Origin of the sequence: Corallococcus sp. 4LFB, assembly GCF_046520365.1 — a bacterium.
Classification (GTDB): Bacteria; Myxococcota; Myxococcia; order Myxococcales; family Myxococcaceae; genus Corallococcus; species Corallococcus caeni.
Genome location: NZ_JBKGHJ010000023.1, coordinates 1 through 18051, shown reverse-complemented (window position 1 = coordinate 18051; position 18051 = coordinate 1). Strand labels below are relative to the sequence as shown.

The window sequence follows — 18051 nt, the reverse complement described above, 5'->3', positions numbered from 1 at the left end:
CGCTGGGGGGAATAACAGGCGGAGCGTGCAACGGGCCGGGCGGGTTGTCCATCCGACCGACGCCGCCTGGATGCCCCTCGTCCATCCGTTCCGGTCCGCGAACGCGCACCCTGGAAGCGCCTGTGGTAGTGAGCGGCGCCATGGTTCCTGCTCTTTCCGTCGTCCTGCCCTTCACCCCCGCGACCGCCGCCGCCGCCGCCCGGTTCGCCAACGCGCTCTCCGGTCAGGCCCAGGTCGTCCTCGCGGGTGAAGGTCCGGTGGACGTCACGCCCGGTCCCAACGTCCACGTCCTCGCCGCCCAGGGCGGCAAGGGGGCGGCCATCCGCGCCGCGCTGCCCCACGTCACCGGCACGCACACGGTGCTCCAGGACCCGGACGCCGCCTACTCGCCGGACAGCTACGACGCCCTGGTGCAGCCCCTGCGCGACGACACCGCCGACGGCGTCTTCGGCCGGCGCTCCGGCATGTCGCCGGAGATGGTGGCCGAGCGCGCGCTGGGCGGCATCACCCGCTTCGTCACCGACGTGGCCCTGACGGATCCGCTCACCGGCCTGCGCGCCTTCCGCACGGAGGCGCTGCGCTCCATCCAGCTCACCAGCGATGACGACGCGGTGGACGCGGAGCTGGTGGTGAAGCTGGCCGCGCAGCTCTTCCGCCTCACGGAGGTGCCCCTGCCGCCGCTGCAGGCCGTGCCGCGCCGCCCGGCCTCCGCGCACCTGGCCCGCCTGCGCACGCTGGTGCGCTACGCCACCGTGCGCGACGACGCGGACAACCAGCACGAGGGCTACTCCACCCTGGAGCGCATGGACGGCGCCACCCACTACAACCAGTGGCTGGGCCGCCGCTTCCGCGAACACATGGGCCGCCGCGTGCTGGAGATTGGCGCCGGCATCGGCACCATCACCCGCGAGCTGGAGGGCGGCGCGGAGCACCTGGTCGCGCTGGAGGTGGAGCGCTTCTACGTGGACCGCCTGAAGAACATGTTCCGCGGCAAGCCCCACGTGCGCCCCTACCTGTCCGACGTGGCGCTCGCGGACTGGGAGTCGCTGAAGGCGGAGAACCTGGACACCATCGTGCTGTCCAACGTGCTGGAGCACATCCCGGACGACGCGTCCGCGGTGCGCCGCTTCCGCCAAATCCTCCAGCCGGACGGCCGCGTGCTCATCCTCGTGCCGGCGCTGCCGCAGCTGTTCGGCGCCATCGACGAGGCCGTGGGCCACTACCGCCGCTACACCCCGGAGTCCCTGCGCGCGGTGCTGGAACAGAACGGCTTCCGCGTGGACACGCTGGAGTGGATGAACCTCGTCGGCCTGCCGGGCTGGTTCGTCAACAGCCGCCTCTTGCGCCGCCGCGCGGTGCCCAAGCTCCAGCTCAAGCTCTACGACACGCTGGCGCCCCTGTTCGCCCAGGCCGAGCGCCAGGTGAAGCTGCCCGTGGGCATGAGCCTGTTCGCCGTCGGCCGCGCCGTCTGATGCCCGCGTGAGCGCCGCGCCCCACCCCACCCCGCCGCAGGACAACGCGGCTCCGGCGCCCCCCACCGTGGCGCCCGCGCCCCGCGCCCCCGGTCTGCCGAGGGCGGTGTGGGCCACGGTGGCGGCGCTCTACGTGGTCCTCTTCCCGTACCACCCGGGCCTGCGCTCGCCCAACGAGCTGTGCCGCCTGTGGCAGACGCGCGCCCTGGTGGAGGACGGGACGCTGGAGATCAACCGCGCCCTGCGCGACTACGGCCCGGTGGGCGACCTGTCGGTGATGGACGGGCGCTACTACCCGTCCAAGGCGCCGCTGCTGTCCTTCGCCGCGGTGCCCGTGTACGCGGCGCTGCGAGCCGTGGGCGGCGGCCACCGCTACGCCGTGCCGGAGGTGCCGCTCGTCTTCTTCAGCCGCCTCTTCCTCACGGTGCTGCCCACGCTGGGGCTCTTGTGGGGGGTGCGGCGCTTCCTCAACGCGTTCCTGTCGCCCGTCGTCGCGGACGGCGTCACGGTGACGTACGCGCTGGGCTCGCTCGCGTTCAGCTACTCGCTGCTCTTCATGAGCCACCAGACGACGGCGGTGCTGCTCTTCGCGGGCTTCTACGCGCTCTGGCGGCTGTCGCGGGGCGAGTGGCGCGAGCGAGGCTACGTCGTCGCCGGCGCGTGCGCGGGCGCCACCGTCGCCGCCGAGTACACCGGCGCGCTGGGCGTGCTGGGGCTCATCCTCTACGCCGTCCTCACCGTGCTGGGCACGCCCGAGCCGTGGGCCGCGCGGTGGAAGAAGCTGGGCCGGGCCACGGGGCTCGCGGTGCTGGGCGCGCTGCCTTTCATCGTGGCGCTGGGGCTCTACCACCAGGCCACCTTCGGGCACCCGCTGGAGACGGGCTACAAGCACCTCAACGACGCGGCCTACCAGCCGTGGCACCTGGGCGGCTTCCTGGGCATCCGCACGCCGGATCCGCGCGCCTTCACGCTGTCGTTCTTCTCCCCGCTCCGGGGCCTCTTCACGCTGTCGCCGTTCCTGCTGCTCGCGCTGCCCGGCCTGGTGCTGCTCAAGCGCCTGGGCCGCACGTCCCTGGAGGCGCGCGCCCTCTTCTGGATGTCCGTGGCGACGCTCGCGGGCTACACCTACTTCACCTCGTCGTTCACCTACGACTCGTGGGGCTGGACGACGGGGCCCCGCCACCTCACGGGGCTGGTGCCCTTCCTGCTCCTGCCCGCGGGGCTGGTGCTGGAGCGGCTGCGCGGCGCCGGCCGGCCGGTGCTGTCCGGCATCGCGGCCATGCTGTGCGCGGTGTCCGTGCTCGTCACCGGCCTGGCCACCTTCGTCAACTACATCCCGGACGACGTCTCCACCCCCGTGCTCGCGCTGGCCCGGCCGCTGCTCCTGGACGGCTACCACCCGCCCAACCTCCTCGCCTTCCTGGGCCTGCCCACTGCGCTCGCGGGCGCGGTGCTGTTCGCGGCGCTCGTCGCCGTGGCGGCGTTCGTCTTCGCGACGCTGGGCCGGGACGCGGCGGGACGCGCGGTGGCACCGGCGGCCTGGGCGGCGGGGCTCGCGACCCTGGCGGTGCTCGCGAGCGCGCAGGCGCTGTTCACCCGGAATGACCCAGCGGACCGGAACGCGGTGCGCTTCCTGGAGTCCGTCTGGCTCCAGCCGCCCGGCCGCTCCGCCACACCCTTCTGGCCCCGCGCCGGTTCCTGAGCGCGTGGCTATACTGGGGCTCCCCCTCCCCTCGGAGACCGTGCATGACGACGCGGTGGTTCCTGCTCACCCTCCTGCTGTGCGCCCCGGCCGTATCCCACGCGGAGGACACCGCGGCCCTCTGGGACAAGAGCTGCAAGAACTGCCACGGCCCGGATGGCCGCGCGCAGACGCGCATGGGCCAGAAGGAGTCCATCCCCGACATGACCCGCGCCGCCTGGCAGAAGGCCGAGTCGGACGCCGACATCCGCGCCGTGATCGCCAACGGCTCCTCCCACAACCCCAGGATGAAGGCCTACAAGGACCGGCTCTCCCCGGAGCAGCTGGACGCCCTGGTGCGATACATCCGCACCTTCAAGCCCCAGGGGAAGGCTCCGTGAATAACCCCTCGCGTCCAGGCGTCGTGGGGAGTGGGAGAATTGGAGCCGCCATGAAGACCCTCACCGTCGCCCTCGTGTTCTGCCTGTCCATGGTCAGCCTCTTCACGTCGGTGCGCGCCGACGCCAATGCCTTCCCCCGCCTGGAGCCGGGCGTCTCCCAGCCGGTGGCGCTGATGCCCAAGGGCGGCGACGGCAAGGGCGGTGGCAAGGGCGGCGGCGACGGCGGCAAGGGCGGCGGCGAGGAGGACGAGGAGGAGTACCGCCAGCAGCCCCGCGCCCTCTCCCAGAAGGCCGCCCTGGAGCTGGTGGACCCCGGCGTCCTGGACGACATGCTCCGCCTGCGCGCCGCCGTGCGCGGCGGCCAGCGCTGAGGCCGGGCGCCGACAGCGGCGCACCTCGCAAGAATGAGGGGGGTTCGCAAACTTTGCGCAGCCCCCTGACGTCAAACGGCACCCACCTTTCCGCGCGCTCCCCTCATTCCGGCGGGTTGAGCGGCGGAATTCCCGGCACGAAGCTTGCTGCTCCGGGGCTCCCAAGCCGTGCCTCCCCCCAGGGGCACGTGAAGGAGCTCCCCGATGGTGCGTCGCCCAACCCTCCGCCGTCAGTCCCGTGGCTTCACGCTCCTGCTCGCGCTGGGCGTGGTCGCGGTCGTGACGATGGCGGTGATGCTCAGCTACAGCGTGGTGGGCCGCGAGGCCGACACCCAGGCGGACACCCGCCGCAAGAAGCAGGCGTTCTTCGCCGCCGAGGCAGGGCTCGCCGAAGGGCGCGAGACGGTGCGGCTGCTCCTGACCAACAACGGGAACAACTCCACGATGGGCCTGCCCGCCGCGCTGGGAGGGGCGGTCCCGGTGAGCGACATCCCCGCGCTCGCCGCCGCCAATCCCCCCTGGTACGAGCTGCTGCCCGGGACGGGGGGAGGCAACTGGAACAACTACACCGTCCTCAAGGCCAACCTGAGCGCGTCTGAAGTCCCCGCCGGTGTGGACTACCCGGAGCAGAACAACGTGCGCTACCGCGTCTTCGTCCGGGACGACGCGGACGACGACCAGAACACCGTCGACAGCAACCGCCAGCTGTGGATCCTCGCCGTGGGCGAGGTGACCACGGCGAGCGGCCGTCCCACGCGCTCCATGGTCCAGGCGCTGGTGACCAACGCGACCGGTGAGTCCATCTTCGCGCCCGGCTGCATCACCAAGGGCTGCGGCCCGGACATGACCTACAACAACCCCACGGACCAGAAGTCGCCCGATGGCGTCACCATCACCCTTCCGTGACCTCGTCTCTCCCCACGAGCCCCCCATGAAACGCCTGATTCCCCTGCTGCTCCTGCTCCCGGTGGTCGCCAGCGCCCAGGAGCGAGGCGAAGTGGCCTTCAACAAGGCCTGCGCGCAATGCCACCAGGCCCGGACCCCGACGGAGAACCGCGTGGGGCCGCTCGGCGTCCGCAAGCCCGTGGGCCCCTACATGGACCAGGTGCTGCGCAAGAAGACCCTGGTGGAGGTCCGCACGTGGGTGGAGTCCCCCCACCAGATCAACCCGAAGACGAACTGCGACACGCGCCTGCTGTCGCGCGATGAGCTGGACGCCCTCACCGGCTTCCTGTCCACCGTGGTGGTGCCGCCGTCGCCGCCGCGCCGGATGCGGCTGCGCAAGCAGCTGGTGGAGCAGGTGACGGAGCGCAAGGCGCGTGACAAGGCCAAGGCCGAAGCGAAGGCGAAGAACCAGCCGACGAACCAGGGGAAGCAGTGATGCGCACGCTCTTTCAACGAACCCTCACGGCGATGCTGCTGACGGTCGCGATGCCCTCGCTGACCCACGCGCAGAAGCTCTGCCAGGACGACCTGTCCAGCGACAAGCAGGGCACCTTCAAGCTGGGCCCTGACGGCCTCACCGTCCAGAACAACACCATCGAGCTGCGCGACGACGGCCGGCTCCAGCTCTACACCAGCCTCAAGCGGCTGGACGCGGAGAACATCACCTTCCCGTTCGACCAGAACGTCACCATCGACTACGTGTACGAGTCCGCCGGTGCGTCGCACTCGCTTGGCTACATGTACATGAAGGACGTGGTGGATGCGGGCTACGCGGACGCCGTCACCCACCAGCTGCTCGACAAGAACGGCAACGGCATCGCCGACCTGCACGAAGCCATCTACAACCTGACGCCGGACGACGACACCACGTTCCCGGCCGCGCGCCGGTACATCGGCAAGGCGCGGCGCTGCGACAAGTCCTTCATGTCCGGTGGCAAGAAGTACATGGAGCCCGACCTGGCGATGAAGGGCGACTGCAAAGCGACCTTCAGGGCGAGGACGGACGTGACGGACGGGCGCCCGGGCCGCGCCGACTCCAGCGCCTACAACATCAACAACGACTGGATCGGCGTCAACGACGTCGGCGGCACCGACGGCGACCGCGGCCTGTTCAAGTACATCCCCAACCTGCTGGAGCCGGCCGCGCCGGAGAACGACTTCGAGGGCCTGGGGCGCATGGTCTTCCTGCTGGCGGACGATGACTCCGACAAGGGCGTCACGCGCAACCTCGGCCCTGTCGCGGACGCCACCGAAGACAACGACGGCGTGCCGGACTACAACGTCTCCCAGTACGACTTCCGGGGCCTCAAGCTCCCCGCGCCTCCGTCCGGCGATCCGGACTACGTCAACTACAACAACATCAATACCGGTGACCGCCGGGTCAACCTGGGCCTCGTCGAGGGTGGCAAGGAGATCGTCTTCTTCGCCGTCGTCTACTACGACGCCAACCACAACACGGACGCCGACACGGTCGCCCCCTGCCTCAAGCGCAAGCCCTACACGGGCGACCCCGCCGAGGACGGCAAGTGCCTGCTGCACCTGCAGACGTCCATCTCCGTGTTCTTCTCCAAGGCCACCTGGAACCTGGACCAGAACTTCAAGGCGCCCGTCGACAACAAGGTGGCGGAGCGCAACATCGGCTGCGGCTACTCGGACAGCTGCAACTCGCCCACGGACTCGGAAGCCTGCGGCATCGTGAACACGAGCAAGAAGGCGTGCGGCTGGCTGGATCAGGACACGCTCAACCGCCTGGACACGCCGGCGTACAAGAACCTGAAGATGCCCCTGGAGGGCGTGACCGTGGCGGCGCCGGGCTCGGAGCTCACCGACCCGGATGCGGCGAAGGCCCTGGCCAGCATGAACTACATGCCCCACGTCATCGTGGGCGCGCCCACCACGGACCCCTTCCGGTGGATCCTCGGGTTCGAGGACCTCAACGGCGGCGGTGACCGCGACTTCAACGACATCGTGTTCATGATCAACAAGGAGAACGGCGGTGGCGCCAAGTCCACCACGGTGTCCGCGGACGTCATGAACAACGAGGGTGACCAGCTGGGCCCGAACTTCACCATCACCAAGGTCCGCTTCCGCCGCCAGGACGACGTCGCTCCGTACGCGGGCATCCCGCCCGCGGGCATCCGCACCAAGCCCGCCTGCACGGGGACGAGCTGCCCCGCCGTCACCGCCTGCACGAAGGCGCCCTGCTGGACCGAGGAGGTCATCGGCGCCTGCACCGCGAGCGGCGTGAAGCCCACCATCACCTATTCCATCGCCGTGGACTGCCGCGTGCTGGACGGCGCTGGCGTGTACCAGCCCAACCCGACCCCCACGTGGGTGCCGGTGCCGCTCAACAACGACAAGGAGTACCCCGACCAGGAGGTGGAGATTGACATCCTGGCGCTGGGCCTCACCGGGTCGCAGCTGTGCTGGAAGGTGGACATCAGCAGCCCCAGCGAGCTGTGCCGTCCCATCATCGACAACGTCGACATCGGCTATCAGGCGGTGCGCTCCGGCTCCTACGCGCGCTCCAGCCCCAGCACGCTGGGCAACGTCGCCGTCTGGGGCGTGAACGAGACGCCGGGCCAGAACTGGGGCGTGGACTGGAGCAACCAGGGCACCCTGCCCGCGGCCGGAATCCGCACCTATGACGGCGCCAAGGACTTCACCATCCGCGGCCGCCTGTACATGCAGTCGCTCTACGACCCGAACATCACCACCACGACCAACCCCAAGCTGCGCTGGGAGGCCGGCCGCGTGATGGCGCTGTCGATGTCCGGCTCCGCCCGCAAGCTCTACACGATGAACAACTCGGGGCAGCGCAAGGAGGTCAGTGACGTGAACGAGGTGGGGAACCTGCTGCTGCCGGCCTCCTACTGCAACACGTACAGCGAGATCGACGGCCGCTACCTCTACGACATGAACTTCGACAAGACCTGCACCGTCGCCGCGTCGACGGATGCCAGCGCCCCCTACAGCGACCGCCAGTTCCTCATTGACTGGCTGTACGGGTACGAGAACAAGAAGGCCGGTCAGTTCCGCCCCTGGCCCATGGGTGGCATCAACATCTCCACCGTGGCCATGGCGGTCCCTCCGTACCAGGACAACTGGTACCAGAACGCGAAGGGCACCGAGCGGGACACCTACCGCAAGAACTTCATGACGCCCTTGAAGGAGCGGCCCACCCGGGCCTTCGTGGGCACGATGTCGGGCGTGCTGCACTCCTTCAAGGCGGGTGACTTCCGCAACGAGCTGAACGACGGGTGCGTGGGAGGGGCCCAGTTCCGCGGCTACTTCGTCCCGTCGACGTGCCCCAGCGACAAGTCCCAGGCGACCCGCGCTTACGGCGACGGCGACGAGGCCTTCGCCTACATGCCCAACCTGATGCTGAGCCAGTACCGCAACCAGTACGTGCGCTTCCGCAACTCGGGCGTCCTGCCCCGGCCGCAGATGGACGCTTCGCCCAGCATCGCCAACGTGGACCTGGGTGACCGCAACAACTGGGACGCCAGCATCAAGTACACCTGGACGCCCGCGACCACGGAGCAGAAGCAGCAGGGGGCCAAGACGGTGCTCGTCTCCGCCACGGGCAAGACCAGCCCGGTGGTCTTCGCGCTGGACATCACCAACCCGAACGACGGGTGGTACCCGCTGCCGCTGTGGGAGTTCAGCATGGCGGACACGGCGGTGGCGTCCGCCTTCACCGCGGCGATCATCGCCGACACTGACACCCCCAAGACCGTGGTGATGCCGGACAACTCGGGCTCCCGGCACGCGCCGTCCATCGCGCGCATCTCCTGGGGCTCCTCGGCGGACGAGGACCGGCGCTGGGTAGCGGTGGTGGGCACCGACTACGACCCGGGCGACACGCGCGCGGGCGCCGTCTACATCCTCGACATGAAGACGGGCAAGCCGCTCCAGTACGGCTCCGGCCCCGGCGCCGCCAAGTACGCGGGCGTCGTCACCTTCGAGCAGGGCTCCGGCATCGCGGCGGAGACGGCGATGCTGGACCTGAACCAGGACGGCTCCTACGACGTCATGTACGTGCCCACGACGGCCGGCAGCGTCTGGCGCGTCAACCTCAAGGACGTGAGCGCCTCCCGGAAGCTGGGCAGCCAGGTGAAGAAGTGCATGGTGGCCCACGCGGCGTCCGCGCTGGCGGGCCGCCCGGACGCGAACCAGACGCAGCTGGACCTGCAGGAGCTCTACTCCAACATGGCGGTGAAGCTCGTCGCCACGGACTCGGGCCCCGCGGTGCGCTTCTTCTTCGGCACCAGCGACAACCCGGACAAGTACACGGACGGCTACCCGGAGGCGGATCCGAAGAACCCCACGTACCAGTACCACCTGCTCGCCTTCGAGGACCCGGATCCCACCGGCAGCAAGCCGTGCGCGGAGCTCGAGCCGCTGTGGGTGCAGAAGATGGGCCCGGGCCAGAAGCTGTGGGGCGGCGTCGCGCTCAGCTCGGAGAACCTCTACGCCGCGACCGCGGTGGGCACGGCCGCGGACATCTGCAGCCTGGTGGCGGACGCGAAGGGCGAGGCCTACACCGCCAGCCAGTCGAGCGGCGTGCTCGTCGGCGGCCAGGGGGCCCAGCTGGACGGCCACGCCATCTCCTCGCCGGTCGTCCACGACGAGCACCTCTTCGTGCTCACGGCGACAGGTAAGATGAAGGTCAAGGGCGGAGACAACTGGAACAACCAGGCCGGGGCGAGCGGAGTGCCCCGCTCGCAGATCATGATGTGGGAACCGCTGCCCGACGGGAGACTGCCGCAATGAAGCAGCGCGCCTCACGGGGTGTCACCCTGCTGGAAGTCATGGCCACCATGGCCGTCATGCTGCTGGGAGTCGCGGCGGCGATGACCGTGGTGAGCCAGACGACCCGCGCCAACCGCCGCACCCTGACCGCCAACCAGGCGCAGATCATCGCGGAGCAGACCCTGGAGAACATCCTCCAGGAGGGCTGCCAGGGTTCACCGACCTGCGACACCGCGGCGAACCAGACCTTCGACCTGTACCAGACGTCGGAGGGGCTCTTGCGGAACACGGTCCCCGCGGATCCGAAGGTCATCGCGCGCAAGTACACGGTGACCGTGGACGTGGACAACTCCAAGGTCCCCGCCACCATCGAGGACGGCAAGGCCGGTGAGCCGGCCATCACCCGCGGCCTCGTGGGGACCACGGTGGGCACGCTCGTGAACGTGCGGGTGTCGGTGAGCTGGGATGAGCCGGGCGTCCGCGCGGACCGGCAGATGGTGGTCCTCCAGAGTCGAATGGCACCATGAAACCCTCCTCTCTCCGCAACCGGGGCTTCACGCTCCTTGAAGTGATGATCGCCAGCGGCATCGGGGTTATCGTGCTCACCACGGGGCTGGTGGTGGGCACGCAGATGCAGAAGCGCGCCCTGTTCGAGGAACAGACGATGACCGCCCAGGTCACCGGCAGGGCCGTGAAGGAGATGCTCACGCTGGACGTGTCCCGCGCGGGCGCCGGCATGGGCAACACGCCCATCTCCTTCGACACCAACGACGAGCGCTCGGCCATCACGGTCTGGTCCAAGCCGGACCTGAACACGGGCATCGGGACCACGCTGGGCGCGGACGCGACCTTCGAACCGCCGCCCGCCGGGTTCCCGGCCTCGGACGCCCTCCAGCTCTACTGGGGGGACACGAACGGGATGATCACCCTGGCGACCTGCCCGTCGCTGTCCCGGGTCCGCGAAGAGGACGTCGCGACGGGCGTCACCTTCTGCACGCGGCCCAATCCCTCGACGGCCATGGTGGACACCACCAACCCCACGCTCGCGGTGCTCGTCAGCGGGGGCAACAAGAAGGCCTGCCCCGTGCTGGTGGACAGCGTGCAGCAGGCCAGCTCCAAGCTCGTCATCAAGGCGGCGACCGCCCAGGTCCCCCGCTCGGCCCTGTGCGCCAACAAGGACCTGTGGACGAAGGCGTCCGGCGACATCGAGAACTGGGTGGCCCTGCGGCTGAGCGGCGCGGCCTACCGGGTGAACTGGAAGGGCGGCATCCCCACGCTGGAGTACCGCGCCCCGAACCAGACGACCTGGTCCGTGTTGAGCCGTGACGTGGAGCAGCTCACCGTGCGCGAGGGCGTCGTCAACCTCAGCCCTGGCGGGAACAACAAGCTGGACTGGTACCCCGGCGACAACACGGCGACCCCCAGCGCCCCGCATCCGGCCATCTCCGAGTGCACCATGGCCCGCTACACCTCGGGCGCCTGCAAGTCGGATGACCTCGACCCGACGGGGAAGGCGCTGCCGGCCGCGGCCACGGTGCCCGAGGTCATCCAGCGCCTGCGCCAGCGGGTGCGCGAGCTGGAGGTGACGCTGGTCATCCGCACGCGGCGCATCAACCGGGACGCGGACATGACCGGCACGGATGAAGAGGGCCAGGCGAAGGACGGCTACACGCGCAGGCGCTACACCTTCCGGGTCGCGGCGCGCAACATGGCGGTAGGCCTGACGCGGGCCCCCCCCCCGGTGACCCCATGAAGCAGATGCGTGGCATGACGTTGTTGGAGATGATGACCGCCCTGGCGGTGGTAGCCATATTCATCACCCTGGCGGTGGCGGGAATCCAGACCCGCATCGGTGGGCAGCGGGAGAGCACCGCCACGCGCGAGCTGTGGTCGTCCGCGCTGCGGGCCCGCCAGCTGTCCATCAGCACGGGCCAGCCGGTGCGCATCGTGGTGGAGCCCAACGTCGCCCAGCCGGATGGCCGGAAGTACACCGTGGCCCGCTGGGAGCGGCTGAAGTGCGGTGACGACCTCAGCGCGCCGGACCCGTGGGGCGTGGACAAGTGCCCCAGCGCCGCCTGCGTGAACACGACCTGCCGCAACAAGCCCGACTGCTGCAGCGAGACGGGGCCGGACATCGTCATCCCGTCCACGATGAACGCCTCGAACATCAACAACCTGTGCTTCCTGCCGGACACGGGCCGGCCGGTGCTCAACGGCAAGATGGACTGCCTGAAGGGAGAGCTTGGCCAGCCCGACAAGGTCGCCGCCGCGGCCCCGAAGGACTTCTCCATCCAGTTCCGCTTCACGTCCAACCGGGCCAAGAGCGTGCTGATGGTGGAGCCGCTGACGGGCCTGTCCAGCGTGATGGACTGCGACTCGCTGGCCGCCACCACCAGCGACACCAGCCGGCGGGACACCCGGCTCGCGGCGGCGTGCGCGGTGCCTTGAGGCCGTGACCTGCGCGCGTCCGGGGGCCTTCCCGTGGCCCGGGCGCGCGTGAGCCTCCCCGCCCGGCAGCCGTGCCACGGGTTCCATGGACACGACACGCGTCCGCATCCAGCGTTGATTTGGGACAGGGCGCACCCTAATTAGCCGAGGGCCCCCACACGGGCCCTCGAATGGATACCTCCCTCCCCCCGAAATCCGACGGCACCTCCTGGCCCGGCGGCGCTCCCCCTCCCTCCGGTGACGCCTTCGCCCGGCTCCTCGCCTCCCTGCGCGCGGGGCACCGTGCGCGGACGCAGGGGGTGAAGGGCGCGGCGCGCGGCCACCTGCTCGCCCGCCTGCACCGCGAGCTGCGCGCGCCCCTGGTGTGCGTGGCCGTGGATGAAGAGGCGGCGGATGCGCTCGCGCACGACCTGGCCTTCTTCCTGGGCGGCACCGGCAGCCTGCTGGAGCCCCGCGTGCTGCGCCTGCCCGCGGACGAGGTGCTCCCGTACGACGAGCTGTCGCCGGAGGCGGGCCCCATCACGGAGCGGCTGGGCGCGCTGTTCCACCTGGCGCGCGGCACGCCGTTCCCCGCGCTGGTGCTGTCCTTGCGCGCGCTGCACCGCCGCGTGCTGCCGCTGGCGGTGATGGAGGGGCTGGCCCAGCGCGTGGAGGTGGGCCAGGACTTCGACCGCGACTCGCTGGCGCGGAAGCTGTCGCTGATGGGCTACCAGAACAGCCCGCTGGTGGAGGACAAGGGCACCTTCAGCGTGCGCGGCGGCCTGCTGGACGTCTTCAGCCCGCTGTACGAGCGGCCGGTGCGCCTGGAGTTCTTCGGGGACACCATCGAGTCCATCCGCGTCTTCGACCCGGAGTCGCAGCGCACCGTGGACGCGCTCAAGACCGTGGACCTGGTGCCCGCGCGCGAGCTGCTGCTCACCGACGACACCCGCCCGCGCGCAGAGGCCGCCGCCCGCGCGGTGGCGGACCGCATCAACCTGCCCACCATCAAGCTGCGCGAGCGGCTGGACGCGCTGCGGGAAGGCCTGCCCGGCTTCGGCCTGGAGGGGCTCTTGCCCGGCTTCTTCGAGGGCGGCCTGGCCACGGTGTTCGACTACCTGCGCGCGTGGGCCCCGGAGCCCGTCGTCTACCTGGACGACCCGGTGGGGCTGGACCGCGCGCTGGAGGAGCTGTGGGCGGAGCTGGCCAAGGGCGTGGAGGAGGCGGACGCGCGCCAGGACCTCACCTACCCGCCGGAGCACCACTTCCTCACGCGCGAGGGCGTGGCGGCGGGCCTCAAGGCCCTGCGCGTGGTGGAGGGCGGAGGCCTGTCGCTCTCGCAGTCCGAAGCGCCCGTGGCCTTCACCTTCGGCACGACGCAGGACCTGCGCGAGGCCATCCTCGCGCACCACGGTGAGGAGGGCGCGCTCACCCCGCTGGTGGAGCGGCTCCAGCGCTGGCGCGACACCGGCGTGGCGTGCGCGGTGGCGTGCGGCACCTTGAGCCAGGCGGACCGGCTCAAGCGGCTCTTGCTGGACCGCTCCGTGATGGTGAAGGTGCACACGGAGCCGCTGCAGGACCCGGCGAAGCTCTACGAGCCGGCGATATGGGCGCACCTGTTCACCGGCGAGGTGAGCCACGGCTTCACCGACCCCGAGGGCCGGCTGGCGGTGCTGGCGGACGAGGAGATCTTCGGCGTCCGCTCGCGCCGCCGCGTCAAGCGCAGCAAGAAGCTGGACGCGTTCGCCGCGGGCTTCAAGGACCTGAAGGAAGGCGACCTCATCGTCCACACCGACTTCGGCATCGGGCGCTACGCGGGCCTGACGAAGATGGAGGTGCAGGGCGTGCCGGGGGACTTCCTCGTCCTGGAGTACGCGGGGCGGGACAAAATCTACCTGCCGGTGGGCCGCATGCGGCTCATCCAGAAGTTCACCGGCGGGGACCCGGAGAAGGTCCAGCTGGACAAGCTGGGCACGACGAGCTGGGAGAAGACGAAGAAGCGCGTCAAGGAGCAGCTGCTCAAGATGGCGGCGGAGCTCCTGCAGATGGCCGCCGCGCGCAAGGCGCACCCCGGCTACGCCTTCGCTCCGCCGGACCGCTACTACGCCCAGTTCGAGGCGGACTTCGAGTTCGACGAGACGCCGGACCAGGCGAAGGCCATCGAGGACGTGCTCGCGGACATGCAGAAGGCGCAGCCGATGGACCGGCTCGTCTGCGGCGACGTGGGCTACGGCAAGACGGAGGTGGCCATGCGCGCCGCCTTCAAGGCCACGTTGGATCGCAAGCAGGTGGCGGTGCTGGTGCCCACCACGGTGCTGGCGCAGCAGCACTTCCATTCCTTCAAGAAGCGCTTCAAGGACTACCCCGTCACGGTGGAGGTGATCTCCGGCATCCGCAAGCCGCCGGAGGTCCGCGACATCCTCCGCCGCGCCAAGGAGGGCAAGGTCGACATCGTCATCGGCACGCACAAGCTGCTGGCGGGCGACGTGTCCTTCAAGGACCTGGGGCTGCTGGTGGTGGACGAGGAGCAGCGCTTCGGCGTGAAGCAGAAGGAGGCGCTCAAGCGGCTGCGCACGCAGGTGGACGTGCTGACGCTGACGGCGACGCCCATCCCCCGCACGCTGCACATGAGCATGTCCGGCGTGCGCGACATGAGCATCATCGCCACGCCGCCGCAGGACCGCCGGGCCATCCGCACCTTCGTGATGAAGTACGACGAGGCCGCCATCAAGGAGGCCGTGGAGCGTGAAATTGCCCGCGGCGGTCAGGTCTTCTTCGTGCACAACCGCGTGGAGTCCCTGCCCTCCATGGAGCAGGAGCTGAGGAAGCTGCTGCCCAACGTCACCATCGGCGTGGCGCACGGCCAGATGGGCGAGGGGCAACTGGAGAAGGTGATGCTCCAGTTCACGGAGCACAAGTTCCAGGTGCTGCTGTGCACGAGCATCATCGAGAGCGGCATCGACATCTCCAGCGCCAACACGATGATCGTCAACCGCGCGGACCAGTTCGGCCTGGCGCAGCTCTACCAGCTGCGCGGACGCGTGGGCCGCAGCAAGGAGCGCGCGTACGCGTACCTGCTGGTGCCCACGCGCCGGCCGGTGACGAAGGACGCGCAGCGGCGGCTGGAGGTGCTCCAGAACTTCACGGAGCTGGGCGCGGGCTTCTCCATCGCCAGCCACGACCTGGAGATCCGCGGCGCGGGCAACCTGCTGGGTGAGAAGCAGTCCGGCGCCATCGCGGAGATCGGCTTCGACCTGTACGCGCAGCTGATGGAGGAGGCGGTCGCGGAGCTCCAGGGCATGCCGCCCAAGGTGCACGTGGAGCCGGACATCAACCTGCCCATGCCGGCGCTCATCCCCGACGACTACGTGGCGGACGTGCACCAGCGGCTGGTGTTCTACAAGCGCTTCAGCCAGGCCAGCCACCCGGACGAGGTGACGGACCTGCGCGCGGAGCTGGTGGACCGCTACGGCGAGGCGCCCGACGAGGTGGACGCCCTCTCCGAGGTGACGCTCCTCAAGATCGACATGCGCGAGCTGCGGCTGCGCGCGCTGGAGGCGGGCCCGGGCCGGCTGTCGCTGGCGCTGGGCGGCGACGCGCTGCTGGACGGCGCGAAGGTGGCGGGGCTGGTGCAGCGCTCCAAGGGCTTCTACCGGCTGACGCCGGACATGAAGCTCATCGCGCGCGTGCCCGCGGAGGTGAAGGGGCACGCGCTGCTGGCGGAGGCGCACAAGCTGCTGCGCGACGTGGGCACCTGCGCGCTGCCCCGGCACTGACGCACGCGGGGGGGACTTCAGCTAGGCTGGCCGCCGAATGGCGATTGAGAAGGCGCTGTTGCTCATCGCGGACATCGGCGGCTACACGCGCTTCATGCGGCAGCACCGCTTCGGCCTCGCGCACGCGCAGGACACGGTGGCGCAGCTGCTGGAGGCCGTCATCGACGCGTCCGGCCGGTTCAAGCTGGCGAAGCTGGAAGGCGACGCGGCCTTCTTCTACGCCGTGGGCGCCGACGTCACGCCGGTGGCCCGGCAGGTCGCGGCCATCCGCCGGGCCTTCCTGGCCCGCAGGGAACAGCTCGTCATCGACCGCATGTGCCGGTGTGACGGGTGCACGCAGGTGGGCGCCCTGACGCTCAAGTTCGTGGCCCACGCCGGCGAGGTGGCCTTCCAGAAGGTGAAGCACCTCACGGAGCTGGCGGGGGTGGACGTCATCCTGGTGCACCGGATGCTGAAGAACGACGTGCCCGTGTCCGAGTACGTCCTGATGACGGACGCGGTGCACCAGGGCCTGGAGCCGGAGCTGCGCCAGCTCAGCCAGGGGCTGGAGCACGACTTCGAGGGCATGGGCCGCACGGCGACGCACTACATCGACCTGAGCGCGCTGGTGGCCAGCGTGCCCGCGCCGCGCCCCAACGTGCTGCGCAAGCTGTGGTGCAAGCTGATGCTGGAGCTGCGCTCGCTCAAGTACGTGCTCGGCCTCAAGGAGGCGTGCGAGGGCTTCCGCAACGTCGAGGTCGTCGACGCCATCGTGCCGAATAAGCCCTGAGGCGCCGCGCCCTCAGCGGCCCGCGCAGAAGCGGGCCACCGCCTGCGTGAGCGCGGCCTCGCAGCGCACCAGGTCCTGCATGGGGACGAACTCCCCCGTCTGGTGCGCGACGCGGATGTCGCCGGGGCCGAACACCACGGCCTCCGCGCCCAGCTCCGTGAGCTGGGGGGCCTCCGTGCCGAAGGACACCGTCTCGGACGCGTTGCCGCTCACCTCTTCCAGGAAGCGCACCACGTCCGCGTCGCCGCGCGTGTGGACGCCGCGGTCCATGCGCAGCACCTGGATGCGCGCCTCGTAGGCGGGCTCGTCGCGCGTGAGCTCCTGGCGGATGTGCTCCATCAGCTCGGGGACGCGCTCGGCGGCCTGGCCGGGGATGGGGCGCCACTCCACGGTGAAGCGGCAGGAGCCGGGCAGGACGTTCTTCGCCTTGCCGCCCTGGATGAGGCCCACGTTCACCGTGGTGAAGGGCGGCTGGAAGCCCTCGTCGCGGTCCTCGCGCAGGACGGTGTGGGCCAGCGTCTCCAGGCGGTGCAGGAAGCGGCCGGCGCGGAAGATGGCGGACGCGCCCAGCTCCGGGTACGCGCTGTGCCCCTCCTTGCCCAGCACCTCCACCTCCGCCAGGCAGTAGCCCTTGTTGGCGCGCACGGGGATGAGGCGCGTGGGCTCGCCGACGATGGCGTGCTTCGCGCGGCCCAGGCCCGCGGCCACCAGCTTCTTCGCGCCCACGAGCCCCACCTCTTCATCCGCGGTGAGGATGACGAGCAGCGGCGCGTCCAGCTTCGGCAGGTCCTTGCGCGTGGCGGTGTGGAGCGCGCAGGCGATGAAGCCCTTGGTGTCGCAGGCGCCGCGGCCGTACAGCTTGCCGTCCCGTTCGGTGAGGCGCAGCGCGTCCGTCCAGGCGGCGTCATAGGGCACGCAGTCGGAGTGGCCCACCAGGGCCAGCGCGGCGCGGTCGGCGTCGCCCTTGCGCGCGACGAGGTTCACCTTCGCCACGCCCGCGTCGTCGGTGTAGTGCTGGCGCTCGGCGGTGAAGCCGGCGGCCTCCAGCCGCGCCTGGGCGTAGTCGATGAGGGGCGCGTTGGGGCGCGAGGACGTGGTGTCCAGCGCCACCAGTTCCGCCAGGGTGGCCCGCAGCGCGGGCAGCGTGTCGCTCATGGGACGGCCTCCAGTCAGGCCACCTCCATGCCACCGCCCGCGCCGCGACGCCAGTGCGCCCGTGCCTCAGCGTCGCGCGGAGGCCACCGCGTCCACGTCCGGCGCCAGGGGGAACACGGAGTTGTCATCCGCGCCCGGCCGGCCCAGCCCCTTGAGGATGGCGGGCGCGGACGCGGTCACCCGGCCCACGTAGAAGACGCCGTGGTAGCCGTCCTTGTTGGGCGAATCCCAGACGTGCACGAAGAAGCGGTCGCCGTTGTCCTTGCCCTTCGCTTCCTTCACGCCGCAGTCCAGCTTGC

General features: G+C 70.3%; 13 protein-coding genes and 1 pseudogene. 12 read left to right on the top strand and 2 right to left on the bottom strand.

From position 1 onward, the window contains the following. Positions 1-140 precede the first annotated feature (140 nt). The 12 genes from ACLEQD_RS04630 to ACLEQD_RS04575 all read left to right on the top strand — a co-directional run bounded on the left by ACLEQD_RS04630 (position 141) and on the right by ACLEQD_RS04575 (position 16597). Positions 141-1472, top strand: coding sequence for a bifunctional glycosyltransferase/class I SAM-dependent methyltransferase (locus tag ACLEQD_RS04630; RefSeq protein ID WP_171418320.1), 1332 nt, complete (start codon positions 141-143; stop codon positions 1470-1472). A 7-nt stretch (positions 1473-1479) separates the two neighbouring features. Beyond that, complete coding sequence (locus ACLEQD_RS04625) at positions 1480-3174, top strand: hypothetical protein (RefSeq protein ID WP_410382065.1); 1695 nt, start codon at positions 1480-1482, stop codon at positions 3172-3174. A 44-nt stretch (positions 3175-3218) separates the two neighbouring features. After that, positions 3219-3554, top strand: a complete 336-nt coding sequence (locus tag ACLEQD_RS04620; RefSeq protein WP_410382064.1) for a c-type cytochrome — start codon at positions 3219-3221, stop codon at positions 3552-3554. 50 nt (positions 3555-3604) lie between these two features. Further along, complete coding sequence (locus ACLEQD_RS04615) at positions 3605-3925, top strand: hypothetical protein (protein ID WP_410382063.1); 321 nt, start codon at positions 3605-3607, stop codon at positions 3923-3925. A 204-nt stretch (positions 3926-4129) separates the two neighbouring features. Beyond that, positions 4130-4831, top strand: a complete 702-nt coding sequence (locus ACLEQD_RS04610) for a hypothetical protein (protein ID WP_410382062.1) — start codon at positions 4130-4132, stop codon at positions 4829-4831. 25 nt (positions 4832-4856) lie between these two features. Next, on the top strand, positions 4857-5306 hold the full coding sequence (locus tag ACLEQD_RS04605) for a c-type cytochrome (RefSeq protein ID WP_410382061.1): 450 nt from the start codon (positions 4857-4859) through the stop codon (positions 5304-5306). Next, positions 5306-9646, top strand: a complete 4341-nt coding sequence (locus tag ACLEQD_RS04600; RefSeq protein WP_410382060.1) for a DUF4114 domain-containing protein — start codon at positions 5306-5308, stop codon at positions 9644-9646. The genes ACLEQD_RS04605 and ACLEQD_RS04600 overlap by 1 nt, the downstream gene beginning before the upstream one ends. Continuing rightward, entirely contained in the window at positions 9643-10152 is a 510-nt protein-coding gene (locus tag ACLEQD_RS04595) for a prepilin-type N-terminal cleavage/methylation domain-containing protein (RefSeq protein WP_410382059.1), read from the top strand. Before ACLEQD_RS04600 ends, ACLEQD_RS04595 begins: the two co-directional genes overlap by 4 nt. Beyond that, positions 10149-11378 carry a PilW family protein gene (locus ACLEQD_RS04590; protein ID WP_410382058.1) on the top strand — a complete coding sequence of 410 codons (1230 nt, stop codon included), beginning with the start codon at positions 10149-10151 and terminating at the stop codon, positions 11376-11378. Before ACLEQD_RS04595 ends, ACLEQD_RS04590 begins: the two co-directional genes overlap by 4 nt. Beyond that, a complete protein-coding gene (locus ACLEQD_RS04585; protein WP_410382057.1) occupies positions 11375-12073 on the top strand; it encodes a Tfp pilus assembly protein FimT/FimU in 699 nt (232 codons plus the stop codon). Before ACLEQD_RS04590 ends, ACLEQD_RS04585 begins: the two co-directional genes overlap by 4 nt. A gap of 170 nt (positions 12074-12243) precedes the next feature. After that, the gene (mfd, locus tag ACLEQD_RS04580; RefSeq protein ID WP_410382056.1) at positions 12244-15828 is read left to right on the top strand and encodes a transcription-repair coupling factor; all 3585 of its coding nucleotides are present in this window, start codon (positions 12244-12246) and stop codon (positions 15826-15828) included. 37 nt (positions 15829-15865) lie between these two features. Continuing rightward, positions 15866-16597, top strand: a complete 732-nt coding sequence (locus tag ACLEQD_RS04575; protein WP_410382055.1) for a DUF2652 domain-containing protein — start codon at positions 15866-15868, stop codon at positions 16595-16597. A 12-nt stretch (positions 16598-16609) separates the two neighbouring features. On the opposite strand, the gene argE is transcribed toward ACLEQD_RS04575, so the two are convergent. Both argE and ACLEQD_RS04565 read right to left on the bottom strand, forming a co-directional pair. After that, positions 16610-17752 (bottom strand): acetylornithine deacetylase, encoded by a 1143-nt coding sequence (argE, locus tag ACLEQD_RS04570; RefSeq protein WP_410382054.1) that lies wholly within the window; start codon positions 17750-17752, stop codon positions 16610-16612. A gap of 66 nt (positions 17753-17818) precedes the next feature. Beyond that, positions 17819-18051, bottom strand: a pseudogene (locus ACLEQD_RS04565) (hypothetical protein); the annotation flags it as partial.

Bases quoted from the DNA above. Each gene is read 5' to 3' on its own strand.
- ACLEQD_RS04595 (WP_410382059.1), top strand. From the start codon at position 9,643: ATGAAGCAGCGCGCCTCACGGGGTGTCACCCTGCTGGAAGTCATGGCC.
- argE (WP_410382054.1), bottom strand. From the start codon at position 17,752: ATGAGCGACACGCTGCCCGCGCTGCGGGCCACCCTGGCGGAACTGGTG.
- ACLEQD_RS04620 (WP_410382064.1), top strand. From the start codon at position 3,219: ATGACGACGCGGTGGTTCCTGCTCACCCTCCTGCTGTGCGCCCCGGCC.
- ACLEQD_RS04600 (WP_410382060.1), top strand. From the start codon at position 5,306: ATGCGCACGCTCTTTCAACGAACCCTCACGGCGATGCTGCTGACGGTC.
- ACLEQD_RS04605 (WP_410382061.1), top strand. From the start codon at position 4,857: ATGAAACGCCTGATTCCCCTGCTGCTCCTGCTCCCGGTGGTCGCCAGC.
- ACLEQD_RS04585 (WP_410382057.1), top strand. From the start codon at position 11,375: ATGAAGCAGATGCGTGGCATGACGTTGTTGGAGATGATGACCGCCCTG.
- ACLEQD_RS04630 (WP_171418320.1), top strand. From the start codon at position 141: ATGGTTCCTGCTCTTTCCGTCGTCCTGCCCTTCACCCCCGCGACCGCC.
- ACLEQD_RS04590 (WP_410382058.1), top strand. From the start codon at position 10,149: ATGAAACCCTCCTCTCTCCGCAACCGGGGCTTCACGCTCCTTGAAGTG.
- ACLEQD_RS04575 (WP_410382055.1), top strand. From the start codon at position 15,866: ATGGCGATTGAGAAGGCGCTGTTGCTCATCGCGGACATCGGCGGCTAC.
- ACLEQD_RS04610 (WP_410382062.1), top strand. From the start codon at position 4,130: ATGGTGCGTCGCCCAACCCTCCGCCGTCAGTCCCGTGGCTTCACGCTC.
- ACLEQD_RS04615 (WP_410382063.1), top strand. From the start codon at position 3,605: ATGAAGACCCTCACCGTCGCCCTCGTGTTCTGCCTGTCCATGGTCAGC.
- mfd (WP_410382056.1), top strand. From the start codon at position 12,244: ATGGATACCTCCCTCCCCCCGAAATCCGACGGCACCTCCTGGCCCGGC.